This is a genomic window from Paraniabella aurantiaca, from assembly GCF_050309965.1.
Lineage (GTDB): Bacteria > Bacteroidota > Bacteroidia > Chitinophagales > Chitinophagaceae > Niabella.
On the sequence record NZ_JBLOSY010000001.1, the window covers coordinates 1,280,683 to 1,294,251 of the forward strand.

Annotated in this window: 5 protein-coding genes; 1 reads left to right on the forward strand and 4 read right to left on the reverse strand. The window is 44.8% G+C overall.

The genetic code is table 11. The features are described from left to right. Window positions 1-14: 14 nt before the first annotated feature. Together ACLOAU_RS05470 and ACLOAU_RS05475 are read right to left on the reverse strand one after the other, a co-directional pair. Entirely contained in the window at window positions 15-2,159 is a 2,145-nt protein-coding gene (locus tag ACLOAU_RS05470) for a glycoside hydrolase family 43 protein (protein ID WP_427860845.1), read from the reverse strand. Window positions 2,160-2,338: 179 nt separating this feature from the next. Further along, window positions 2,339-6,487 carry a hybrid sensor histidine kinase/response regulator transcription factor gene (locus ACLOAU_RS05475; protein WP_427860846.1) on the reverse strand — a complete coding sequence of 1,383 codons (4,149 nt, stop codon included), beginning with the start codon at window positions 6,485-6,487 and terminating at the stop codon, window positions 2,339-2,341. 224 nt (window positions 6,488-6,711) lie between these two features. On the opposite strand from ACLOAU_RS05475, the gene ACLOAU_RS05480 reads away from it, so the two are divergent. After that, window positions 6,712-9,075, forward strand: a complete 2,364-nt coding sequence (locus ACLOAU_RS05480) for a beta-L-arabinofuranosidase domain-containing protein (RefSeq protein ID WP_427860847.1) — start codon at window positions 6,712-6,714, stop codon at window positions 9,073-9,075. 299 nt (window positions 9,076-9,374) lie between these two features. Here the strand turns inward: ACLOAU_RS05480 and ACLOAU_RS05485 are convergent, their stop codons facing one another. Next, on the reverse strand, window positions 9,375-12,089 hold the full coding sequence (locus tag ACLOAU_RS05485; protein ID WP_427860848.1) for a DUF5695 domain-containing protein: 2,715 nt from the start codon (window positions 12,087-12,089) through the stop codon (window positions 9,375-9,377). A 317-nt stretch (window positions 12,090-12,406) separates the two neighbouring features. Continuing rightward, entirely contained in the window at window positions 12,407-13,417 is a 1,011-nt protein-coding gene (locus ACLOAU_RS05490; RefSeq protein ID WP_427860849.1) for a glycoside hydrolase family 43 protein, read from the reverse strand. Window positions 13,418-13,569: the final 152 nt, after the last annotated feature.

Genomic DNA, 13,569 nt, shown 5'->3' on the forward strand with positions numbered 1-13,569 from the left:
TATTTAATAATGATTTATTTGATCGGAGCTATCCCTTTATGTGTAGGGATGGTTTGTTTTATAGAGCCGTCTGCTCCAAATTCCAGTTGATCGATACATACTTCCCGGTTATATCCTGCAGCACTGCCCATTTTAATTCCGTTGGGATAGGTAAACCGGTGATACACGATATACCAGTCATCGGTGCCCGGTATTTGTATCACCGAATTATGCCCTGTGCCGTAAATGCCTGCTGCCTCATTTTTTTGTATTACGATATTATCAGCGGGTATCGTAAGCGGGCCTGTGGGCGATGTGGATGTGCCATACCGTACGCGATAATTGGGACTACGGGTATCATCTTCGCTCCACATAAAATAATAAGTGCCTTTCCGGTAGAAAACATATGTGCCTTCACGGTAAGTTTTATCTACCTTAATAATTTGAGGAGTGTCCGTTTTAAAAGATGTCATGTCTTCATTCAACTCAGCCACTGCCATATAGCCATTGCCCCAATACAGGTAGCTTTTGCCGGTTTTAGGGTCAGTAAATACATCCGGATCGATCTCCTGTCCACCTTTTATTCCGGCGGGCTTTTCTGCCACCAGTGGCTTGCCCGAGTCAACGAACGGCCCGGTTGGTTCATCTGCCACCGCTACGCCTATTTTCTGGGCCGCCGTGAAATAATAGAAGTATTTGTACTGACCATTCATCTTCTTTTCAATAATACAGGGCGCCCAGGCATTGCGGTTGGCCCAGCTTACCTGTTTAGGCAGATCCAGCATCACGCCCTCATCTTTCCAATTAGTGAGGTCTGCCGAAGAAAATACCTTAAAGTAATTGCCCGCCCAGCCGGTAAAACCATCGCTGGTAGGATAGATATAATATCTTTTGGTCTTTTCGGAATATAGGATCTCGGGATCAGCATAATAACCTGCCAGTACCGGATTCCGGTTCTGTAACACCTGCACCTGCCAGGTTTCGGGCTTGCGTCCCGGTATGGAAATAGTATAAGCCACCGGCTTTTTAGAAAAATCAGATCCGGATGCCGTAATCTTCACACCCGGGAAGCTTTTAAATTGCGGATCGAATTTACTGAGTGCCGTATTGTCTAAAACGGGTAACCATAATTTCTTAGCCACCGTGTCGAGCACCATATTGTTCTTTTTGATTTGTTTGGATTGTACCGTACCCAATACATCTGTAACACTCAGCCACTTGGCAGCCAAACGTTTCATTTCCTTTTGGGTAACCGGTAGCACCGTTCCGTGCCGCGGATGAAAGTTCATAGATACCTGCTCATCCACCACCTTAAAATTTTCAAGGTCCGTTGTTTTGGTAAACTGGTAGCGGCCTTTGGTATACACATCGTACATTAATATATACCCGCTGCCATCGTTCAACTTAAACACACCCGCGCCCTCAACAGGATCTTTGGTTTGCTGTACATAAGCATCGCGCAGCGTATAGCCTTCTGTCAGCTTATTCGAAACCGCTACTTTGATTCCTGCGCCTTGTCCTTCCGTTTTGAAGAACAGGTGAAACTTCCCGTTTTTTTCCACGATATCTCCGTCAATGCAGGCGCCGTTGTTCGGGCTAAAAAATAATTGTCTAGGTTCGGTTTCTAATGCCGTAAAGTCTTTATTGGCATAGGCATAATAGATAATATCAGGATCGCTCCCTGCTCTCATCGACCAATAAATCATGTATTTGCCTTTTTGAGCATCATAAATGGTTTGAGGCGCCCAAACCCGGTTTACTTTTTCAAAGGCTTTAAAGGTCTGCGGAATATTGACAATTGCCGAAGTCCAGTTCACTAAGTCGTTGGATTTGAGCAGCACCATTGCCCGGTTCGAATCCCAGCCATTGGCCGACACCATATCTGTTGCCACCATATAAAAAGTTTTCCCGTCTGCACCTCTCAAAATATGCGGATCACGCACACCGCCCGTGGAGCTGATGGCCGAAGAAGCTATTACCGGCTGGTTATTATTTAAGGCCTGGAAATGGTAGCCGTCGGTACTGATCGCAAAACGGATGGCTTCTTCCTCTTTACTATTGCCTGTAAAATAGGTAAAAAGGTAGCCGGTATATTTTGAAGGCGCTGTTTTTGCCTGGGCTTTCACCAAAACAGGAAACAATAAAAGAAAACCAATCCACCAGTAATTTTTTTTGATCATAAGCTGTTACACTTCGTTAAATTAATAATGCACTATCAGACCGCTTTATAACAAGCTATCGGCAAGTCCCTGTAAAGTTGCTAAAAATCGGTTGCGGGCATCGTGGAGAAATTCGTATAAAAAACGGGGTAAATCAGTTTACCTATCAGGGAAAATGAATATTACTCACATTAAACCGGCTAATTATTTTCAGAATTGCCAATTCTCAAATTGCCGCTTACTTTGCCACGATATTGCTTCATATAATCGGTAGGCTTCATTTTAAACAGTTTGGTAAACTGTTCACGGAAGTATTTTACATCGCTGAAGCCAACCGAATAAGCCACTTCGCTCACCGTATCATTGGTCGTGATCAAGAATTCAGCGGCTTTTCTTAACCTCAAAAAGCGGATAAAGCCGTTTACTGATTGTCCTGATATCAACTTGATCCTTTTATATAAATAGGAGTGGCTCATGCCCATTTCACGCGCCAGGGTTTCAATATTAAAGTCATTATCGTCGAGATGCTTTTCTACAATAGCAATACATTTATCCAGCAGCTCCTGGTATTCAGCCGGAACATTAGGCTGTTCGGACCCATCCTTTTTAAGGGTAACCTGGTTATAAAAATACTGTTGCAGGCTGGCACGGCTTTTAAACAGCCCGTTTACTTTGGCCAGGAGCAGCTCTTTATTAAAGGGTTTGGTCACATACTGGTCAGCGCCCTCTTCCGTTCCTTTTAACTCTATCTCCTGCGAAGTGTGGGCCGTGAGCAAGATAACCGGTATATGGCTTGTATTAATATCTGCTTTTATAGTGCTACAAAGCGTAATACCGTCCATCTCGGGCATCGAAATATCTGAAATAACCAGGTCTGGTTTTTTTGATGCCACCAGCTTCAGCGCTTCTTTGCCGTTGGACGCCTTATACACCACAAATTCCTCACCGAATACGGAAGCCACATAATTGCGCATCTCTTCATCGTCATCTACCACAACGATGGCTTTTTTAGTAGTCAATAAAGGTATTTCAGGCACAGGTATAGGTGCTTGCTCGTCAGAAGGCTCAAAATCATCTGTGGTTATAACAGGCGATTCGTCTTCTTCATCCGATGTTTCTGTTATGGGGATAGCCCCAAAATGATCGCGTCCTAATGGTAACTCAAGGGTAAATAGCGTACCCTTGCCCACCTCACTCTGGTAGGCAATAGTGCCCTGGTGCATTTCGGTAAACTGCTTCACCATATAAAGGCCAATGCCAAAGCCCAGCTTTACATGCCCTTCGGCCTGGTAGAAGCGATCGAATATGGCATTGCCGGCACCCTCCGGTATACCAGCCCCGGTGTCCCTGATCGCGATTTGCAAATGATCGTCATATCCAACAACATCAATATTGATCTGTCCCTCCCTGGGTGTGTATTTAAAGGCATTGGAGATCAGGTTGTATAAAATGATCTCGATCTTATTTTTATCGCCATACATTTCAATGGGTTCTTCAATACCAGTGATGGTGTAGGCTATATCCTTTGTTTTTGCCTCATGTTTAAAATAATAAAAGATGGTATTACCTAATTTGCTAAAGTCGAACCGGCTCACTTGCAGGCCTTCCGCACCCTCTTCTATTTTTCTAAACAGTAATAGCTGATCGGTGAGGCTCAGTAATCTCGTGGCATTTAAACCGATGATCCGTAGCTCTTCCTTATCCTGCCCCTGGTATTGTTTGATCAGGTCTTTAACCGGGTTAAGGATCAACGTAAGCGGTGTTCGAAACTCATGCGAGATATTGGTAAAGAACGATAGCCGCTTTTGGTTTATTTCTTTTTCCTGCGCGTTGATCACCCGCTCTGTTTCCCTTTCCGCTTTTTCTTTTTCATATTCCGCATGTGCTTTTTGCAATTCTGCTTTCTGCACTTCTTTTTCCATACGCTCACTCTCCAGCTCTGCCTTACGCATTTCGGCATTCACCCGCGAAAGCTGCAGCTCATATTTCATTTTGGCCTGCCGGGTTTTATATCGGACATACAGAATAGCCAGGGCTGCAGCGCCGGATAAATAAAGCAGGTAAGCCCACCAGGTACGGAACCAGGGGGGCAGTACTTTTATGGTCATCACTTTTTCTACCGTATTCCAGGTGCCTTCCGCATTGGTTGATTTAATACGTAAAGTGTAGGTACCCTCCCGTATATTATTATAGGTCACCGTCCTGGTATTACCGGTTTTGTTCCAATCCTTATCCCAGCCTTCAAGGTAATAAGCATATTGAATTTTATTGGGCGCAGAATATTCCAGGGCCGCAAATTGCAGCGACAATAAGGCTTCATTATAGGGAACCGTGAGCCGGGTAATATCCCCGCTTCCATTCATTTCATAATCCAGGCCGGGAGAAAGGTCTTTATTGTTCACCCGCAATGAGGTAATAACCAACGTAGGAAAAAAAGTACGGGGCTTTATTCGTTGCGGGTAAAAGATATTAAACCCATTGTTACCGCCAAAAGCCAGCTCCCCTGATCTCAATTGAATAGCGGCACGGTAAGAAAACTGGCTGCTTTGCAATCCATCCGACTCATAAAAGCGATTAAACTTACCCGACTGCGGGTTGAATTTATTGAGACCATTGGTGGTACTGATCCATAAGTTGCCGGTGCTGTCTTCGAGTATATTCATTACGGTATTGCTCGAAAGGCCTTCGTCTTCTGTATATCGCCTGGCAATCTTACCCGCCTTCCTGTCGAATAATACCAGGCCCCCGCCCTCAGAGCCTACCCAAAAGCGGCCCTGCCGGTCTTCATAAATGGCCCTTACGGTTTTCCCTATTTCATAATACTGGTGTTGCTTATTTGCCTGGTCAATGCGAATAAGCGATTGCGCATTACCGGCCCATAGTATACCGGCACGATCCTCTTTAATGGACATCAGGTCTCCCAGCGATACATCAAACGTTTCAAACCGGTTTAGCTGCTTATTATATAAATACAGGTGACCATTTTCATAGGTAGTCACCCATAAGTTCTTTTTTGAATCGTAGTAAATGCGAATGGCGATCTTATTTTCAAACCCGTCACTTTGGTTGATCAGCCTGAAATGATCCGCCTTCCCTCCGGGCGCCAAACGGGTAACACCACCGCCAAAAGTAGCCATCCATATATTACCCTCCGCATCCTGGGTCATGCTGCTTACCGTATTGCTGGATAGTTGCGGTTCCTTATACGTTGAAAACCGGGTGCGGTCTGCATTCCAAACACTAACGCCGCCGCCCTCAGTGCCTATCCAGAGATTGCTTTTCTGATCTTCAAAAAAAGAAGTGATAAAATTGCTGCTAAGTCCCGGGTAAGAAGCATTGCGTTGCACGGTGCGAAACTCGTTGCCGATCACATCAAATACATTGACGCCGCCCTTATTTGTTCCCACCCATTTGCGCGATTCTTTATCGATAAATATAGTAAGCACCGACTCACTGGTCAAACCGCCGGGTTTATTGGAACTATTGATACTGCTGATCTGTCCGGATTTTATATTCAATAAATCTACCCCTCCTCCATCCGTGCCAATCCAGAGCTGGTTATAGCCATCCATACTAAGTGCGGTTATATAGTTAGCGCTGAGCATGCCTTTAGTGGTATTATAGTGATCAGTCACCTGGTTGGCAGCTACTGCATATTTCAACAAGCCTGTTGAAGTACCCAGCCATAAATTACCGGCATTATCCGCTACCATTTTATTTACCGAGAAATTACGGATATCGGCATTAACAAGATCCAGCTTCCGGGTTTTATAATTAAAGCGGTATAACCCATACCCCGCCAGGAAGATCCAGGTACGTTTTTGTGAATCAACATACATAGCCTGAACGGAGGCGTATATATTGGAGCTGCCATCTGTATTATAAAGTGGTATCTGCACCGCTTCTTTTTGATCCTTAAACCGAACCAATACACTCAAACCGCTGGTACCTAAAAAAATATTCCCTTCGCTATCTTTCTCTATACTATTAATATAAATACCTACCTTATGCTTCTGCGAAGATCGGTGAGGATAGTAGTAAACAGGTGACACTACATTGGTAAAACTATTGTAGGTTACAGCACCTTGCCCCATGCCGATCCATAAATTATGATCATTATCCTCATTCAATGCAGAAATATAATTATGTGGCAATGAAGTGCTGTCGTTAATACGGTTGCGCAATATTTTAAACTCGTACCCATCGTAGCGATCCAGGCCATCATAAGTACCAAACCAAACAAACCCCTTGCTGTCCTGGAAAATACATTTTACGGAGTTGTTCGATAAGCCCTGGTTACTGCCCAGGTATTTTACTTTATAAGCATCCTGTGCTTGCAGGGACACCACAAGAAGAGATAGACAAATGGCTGAAAGTATGGTATTGCGAAACATATCGGCTCTCACAAGGTAATAAAAAGCACCTGGTTCGGGCCCAAATTACGTGATTTGTGCAAAACTAAGTCGGGAGTTTTGCAGCTGTTAACATATGCTCACTCTTTGTTAAAATGCGCGTATCCTTTTTTTAAAACAGTTTTTACTTTACAGCTCATCTGTTCATTAATGTTCTTTCTATGCGATCCACATATATCGCCGCTTTTGCGGTCCTCTTTTTTTCGGCCGATATTTTCGGGCAATCTTATATCCCCGAAAAAAATAACAAGCTGTTTAAAGTACAGCCTGCTATACAAGCCGGGGCCTATGCTTTTAGTTTAAAAGATGTAAGGTTGATTGGTCAAAGCCCCTTCAGGCATGCCATGAAGATCAATGGGGAGTATATACTATCGCTGAAGGCAGATCGTTTGCTGAACCGTTTTTATAAGAACTCCGGCCTGAAACCTAAAGACAGCGCCTATGGCGGATGGGAAAGCGAAGGGTTATCTGGTCATACGTTGGGACATTATTTGTCGGCTTGTTCTATGATGTATGCCTCGGAAAAAGATGCGCGCTTCAAACAGAAAGTAGATTATATCGTAGACGAACTCATCAAATGCCAGGATGCCCGTAAAACGGGGTATGTGGGCGCTATACCCAAAGAAGATTCCATTTTTTACGGGGTGCAACGCGGCGAGATCAAAAGCGGTGGCTTCGACCTGAATGGCGGATGGGCGCCCTGGTATACCGTGCATAAAGTAATGGCAGGACTGGTAGATGCTTACCTGTACGGCAATAGCAGTAAGGCTTTGGGAGTAGCCGTTAAAATGGCCGATTGGGTGGGCACTATTGTAAACCCTTTAACTGAAGAGCAGCGGTTGAAAATGCTGCGTTGTGAGTTTGGCGGTATGAATGATATACTGGCAAATATTTATGCTATTACCGGCAATAAAAAATACCTGGACCTGTCTTATAAGTTTTACGACGACTTTGTAATGAAGCCCCTGGCAGAAGGCCAACCCGATCCGCTGGCTGGCAAGCATTCCAATACCAATATTCCCAAAGCCATTGGTTCGGCGCGGCAATACACGCTTACCGCCAACCAAAGCGATGCCGTTATTGCCGAAAGAACCTGGGATATACTGGTTAACCATCATAGTTATGTAACAGGAGGCAATGGCAATTATGAATACCTGGGTCAACCTGGCAAACTAAATGATGCTTTAAGCGACAATACCGCTGAAAGCTGCTGCATTTATAATATGCTCAAGCTTACCGGCCACCTCTTTACCTGGAAGCCTTCAGCCACTTTAATGAACTATTTCGAAAGAGCCCTGTACAACAATATACTGGCATCGCAAAACCCCAAAACCGCTATGATGCTGTATTTTGAGCCGTTGCGTATGGGAGCTAAAAAACAGTTCAGCGACTCTCTACATAGCTTTACCTGCTGCGTAGGCAGTGGTATGGAGAACCATACCAAGTATACCGAGAACATTTATTTTGAAGGCGCCGATGGCAGCCTGTATGTGAATCTCTTTATTCCTTCTCAACTCAACTGGAGAAATAAAGGCGTTAACATTACCCAAACCACTTCTTACCCTGAAAGCAATACCACCAGCTTCACCGTCACCACTCAAAAGCCCGCTACCTTCTCTTTCAAAATACGCCAGCCCTGGTGGGCCAAAGGCATACCTGTTGTAAAAATCAATGGAAAAACCATTAATAGCACTATCAATGAAGAAGGATATATTGTTGTAGCTAATAAATGGCGCAATAATGATCAGGTAGAACTGTCTTTCGAAATGAACCTGTATGCAGAAGCTATGCCCGACAATGCCAATCGTGTAGCTATTCTATACGGGCCATTGGTACTGGCCGGCAACCTGGGCGCTAAAACGCCCGACCCGGTTTATGGGATTCCTGTATTATTAACGGATAACCGAAACATTACCGACTGGATTGTAAAAGACCCTGCAGCGCCTTTAACCTTCCAAACCAAAAACACGGGTAAACCCTTTGATGTAACGCTGACGCCGTTCTATAAAAACATCGATAATCATTACAGCGTGTATTGGGACTATTTCACCAATGCTGACTGGCTGGCTAAACAGGCCGAGTATGAGGCAGAGAAAAAACGTCAGCAGGTGATAGAGGCTCAAACTATCGACAATTTCCGTATCGGTGAAATGCAGCCCGAACGCGATCATGACCTCAAAGCCAGTGAACAATCTTATGTGGATGCAGCTTATGGACGGAGCGGGCGTGAAGTAAGAAAAGATGGATTCTTTTCATTTGACATGAAGGTGGAAGCCGGCAAACCAACCACCCTTTTGTTTAGCTATATTGGTGATGATAAAGGTCGCAGCTTTGACATATTGGTGGATGAGGTAAAAGTAGCTTCAGTTGAATTGAAAGGCGGAAAGCCGGGTAAGTTCTTTGATGAAGAATATTCGATCCCTGCTGAGCTGATTAAAGATAAAGGTTCCATCAGGGTAAAAGTGCAATCCACCAATGGCAGAACTGCCGGGCGTGTATTTGGTGTAAGAACCATCCGCAAATAAATGCGGATATAATCAGGTGCTATTGAATGCAGGAAGTAGATTGACTTTCCAGTTAAAATGAGATAGCAATGCCACAGATACCCGCCTGAACGGCTGGGCAGGCACGAATATTTTTTAGACGCAGCACTCATCACAAAAGAATCTCAATATTTGTGATGGTCAAATATTCAAATGAATGATTGCATGCTGTACAACAACTGATGTAAGCGTTCCCCTTGCGTCTTTGTGCCCTGGCGCCTGCCCGACTTTAGTAGGCGGGGTAAAATAATATTCAGTTAAAACAGCAGAGCAAGCCCTAATTACCGAGCCTTCAGTACTACCGTTGTTACTTCTTTCTTCAATGGCAGGGAAAATCGTCCCTGCTCTAATGAATGATTCGCTTCAGGTTTATAGGCTATGCCGGATGCTGTTGTTGACTCTAACCTGAAATAGGCCGTTGGGGTATAAGCATCCGCCGGAGCAAGCATCAGCTTTATTTCCTTTGTACGTTTGTTATATGCTACGGCCTTTACCTGCCCGGCATCAAAGCTGATCCACAAGCTAACCGGGGCTATAAAAATGTTTCTTTGAGCCGCAGTAGTGATATCAACCGTTATCCAGTCAGCCGCCTCACTTACATTACCACCAAATGCCAGCCAGCCCAGCTTTTTATCCTGCGTTAGATAAGTGGCTGTATTAATCGCATAGCCATAAAACCCCGAGCCATAATCCCCGTTAATGCCATCGTTCTTTAAAGTAGCCGGAAAGGCATGAAAGGCGCAGGGGGCAAAACCATCTTCTGTGATATTAGAGATGCCACCCAATACTCCGCCATAACCCACGCGCAGCAAATACAGGTCTTCAGGCTTTCTTCGGTATTCGGTAAGCACCGGTATGGCATTCAGTTCTGACCCGTAATGATGGATCATCCGTTCTATGCGCTGTGTTTTTCCACCATACAAAAAATCCCAATAGCGACGTGCATTGCCATTGTATGCCCATGAAGGCAGCGTAGGCATATAACCCAATATAGCATTTAAAGTAACAGTAGCTTTATCTTCATAACCAAAAAACAGGCACCAGATGTACACCTCTTCCTGGCCGGTAGAATCCCAGGGCATTTCACTTCCAAATGGAAACTCGAGTTTATTCCATTGAATGGCCCGCTTCTTCATCAATGCTTCCAGCTTGTCGGCCAATGTGGTTTTGCCTTCTGCTTTCAGGTCTTTGAGTATAAAGTAAAAAACAGATCCTTCCATTAAACCAAACTGGGTATAGTAAGGTGCATGCTCCATCATGCCGGTAATGGTATGGTAAGCATGTTCCAGGTACCAGTCCGAATGGTGATTCGTTACCAATCCCTTATGGTTCCGGGCCATGCGATATAGTACCCAATAGGCCGCAGCTACATGCGGGTAGTTGTAAGCACGTCCTAAATTATTGGCTTCTTTTAAAGGCCATGCAGACCAGGTTTTAAAATTGATCGCGCTGCTGTAAGTACCTTTTGGCATCGAATCTGGTTCGTAATAAAAAAGACTTTTTCTCACACCATACTGCTGAGGACCCTCTTTTACCTGTATGCGGCCCAGCAAGGTTTCATCTACAAAACGCTCCAGTTTCGCTATCTCGTTTTTGTTGGGGAGTACCAGTTGTTTCATCATGGCTCCTAACCAGCCACCGGCCCCACCTTCATCGCTTAAGCCGGCAATCCATGCCCGGTTGTCCTGGTCTACCTGCTGCTGCTTTTCATAATCGTAAGTAATAATACCCGGCGAACGGTGAAAAGGATCATTGTCATTATTATACCATTGTTTCGTAGTTAAAAAATTACCAAATGCTTCAATGGTTTTACGCTCGGGATGGATCACTTTGTAATGGATCACCTGTTGCAGGCCATCCTGGTAGGTAATGGTAAGCCTCGCGCGTCCAAAGAGCTTACCCGCTACAGCGTACGCCTGTATCGCTTTACCCGGAGCCGTAGTTTTTACAATGTCTAATGCGCCTTGGGGTTCTATATCCATCTGCTTCACCTTGCTCTTATACTCAAGGAAGAGTCTGGCATTTACATCGGTAGGTATTACATAACCCGGTATACCTACGGCTACAGGCCGGTTGTTTTTTTGAAGCGTTGTTTCAATGTCGCGGGGCGTTCCGGATATTACCAATCGCACGCCATAACTTCTCGTTTCACCTGGCTGCAATACCATCGAATTAGGTTTATTCCAGGAATCGGCGTGTTGCCATTCTTTTTCAGCATAAGCTTTACTCAAAGCCATCCATTCATAAAAGCCTTCAAACACAATGCCTCTTGGCGTAGGATCATCCAGCAAAGGGTTATAAGCCTCAAACGATGTATGGGCCTCCGGCAATACTAACAGCGATGGTGCGTGACCGTCCAACCGGGTAACCTGTAAATAACCCGCTTGTCCACCAATGTAAGGATCGTAAAAAACATTCTGCACATGCGCCTGCTCCAGCGTTCTTCTTTCAATCAAATTATTAAAGATCATCGGCATACCCAGTGCCCCTATTTCAATAGCTTGTTTTGTTGGATTATGCAGCACAAATCGTAGTACCAGCTGGTTCTTTTTTACCTCCCAAAAACGTTGTACCTGCAAAGGCATACCAGCAGCAAAGGTTGGAGTAAGATCAGCCGCGGCCAATACCCCATTACCTGCTTTAATCGCTTTTACCGGTTTACGTACTGCTGCTGTTGAAAAGCTCTTCCAGGCGGTATCGCCCTGCTGTTTTAACCGGATGTTGAGATCGCCCAGGTGATATAGCCCATTACTGCTGCGCACTTTCAGGCTGTCGCCAGGCGTGAAGTCGAAAGCCGGATCACTGGCGGGATGCAAGGCTGCTACGGTTTGCGAGGAGCGCACCAGTTTTATAATAAACTCGGGTGTACGGTAAGTATCTATGCCCTGCTCCAAATTCAGTGTGGATGGGGCTTTAGCCATCCGCTCCCAGGGAGATTGGGAAAATGATAATATACTTGTACATAAAAGAGATAGGACAATAAGAGTTTTGCGCATAAACGACATTTAAGAGAAATGGCTTCAATGGTTGATTGGTTGTTATGTTCAACACTGTCCCCTATTAAAACGTCGTTTCGACCGAGTTTTGCCAAAAGCAAAACCAGCGCCCGCCCATGCTGGTACGGGCAGGGAGAAATCTCTTCAATTAATAAGGAGATTCCTCGACTCCTCCCGAAAGCGTTCGGGATACGCTCGGAATGACGAGAAAAGAATCACTCACCTCACCCATTTCTTTATTCGCTACTAAAGTAAGCTGCTGCGGTAAATTAGGCTGTATAAGAATTAACCTCTTTTAACCAGATTTAAACCAACTATTAGCGGCCGGGGTGATACTCTTTGCCGACAACCAGGCGATCACCTGAATCGTCGACTTCAAAAAGATGGGGGATGCGTATAATTTGTCCAGGCTTGTCTTCTCTATGGCTGTGTACCGACATGAGCAGTTTGCCTTCGAAGGTTTTAAACAACATACCATGCCCGAAGTTGGGCGGTGTGATAGGGTCTTTTTCATGCACCCAGGGACCGTTGAGCGTGCCGCTTTCAGAATAGGCTACACCCTGTGTATATACATCAAAGATCCAGCTGGTCCATAACATACCCAGCCGGCCTGTTTGCGTATTAAATAAAAAAGGACCGTCGGTTACCTTATTAAAAACAATATTGCCCTTTTCATCGCGCTCCTTACTCCAGGGCGATGCACTGGCTTTAAACAACAACTGCCCCTTGCCCACACTGCCGCTTAAATCGGGTTTCAGTTCTATCTTTTCAATAGTGCCGTCCCAGTTTTGCAGCCACTCGTAGCAATACACCATATAAGGCTTCCGATCCTTATCTACCCAAAAGGTACCATCGAGGGTGGGCATATTGGCCGGTAGGTATATACTGTCTTTCATGGGCACATAGGGACCTTCAATATAATCGCTTACCAACACATGGCTGGCCCTGCGCTCTATGGCATTACCTTTTACTGTATCTATATTTACCGCCTTGTTGGTAAACGTGGCAAAGTAATAATAGCGGCCTTTATATTCATGCAGCTCTGCAGCCCATATCATAGGTTCAGGCCCCATCCACGATTGGGGATCGGTTTGAGCTATGGTATAAGGCCCCGTCCAGGTTTGCAGGTTTTTACTTTTCCATAAACGGCCACCGGTACCGGTCATATAATAAGTGGCTGTCTTTTTATCAGCCAGTATAAAAGGATCGCTTAAGCGAATGGAATCGAGTGGTATATTTTGCCGGATAGCGGTTGGCTTTTTTTGAGCCAAGGCTGCCAGCTGGGCAAATATCATTACGGGCAGTAGTACTTGTTGGATGAGGCGCATATTTGATTATATCAATTATTTACAGGGTTATTAATCTCTAAATATAGTACAAATAAAAGGATTATCATTCATGCTATACTACTTTGTACTACTCTAAAAAGACCATTGAAAAAAGGAGTTATGGACAAGTATAGATAGTTATATCTGTCCAC

What these genes read in the sequence shown, in the direction of transcription:
- ACLOAU_RS05485 (WP_427860848.1), bottom strand. Translation starts at nt 12,089, where the DNA reads ATGCGCAAAACTCTTATTGTCCTATCTCTTTTATGTACAAGTATATTA.
- ACLOAU_RS05480 (WP_427860847.1), top strand. Translation starts at nt 6,712, where the DNA reads ATGCGATCCACATATATCGCCGCTTTTGCGGTCCTCTTTTTTTCGGCC.
- ACLOAU_RS05490 (WP_427860849.1), bottom strand. Translation starts at nt 13,417, where the DNA reads ATGCGCCTCATCCAACAAGTACTACTGCCCGTAATGATATTTGCCCAG.
- ACLOAU_RS05470 (WP_427860845.1), bottom strand. Translation starts at nt 2,159, where the DNA reads ATGATCAAAAAAAATTACTGGTGGATTGGTTTTCTTTTATTGTTTCCT.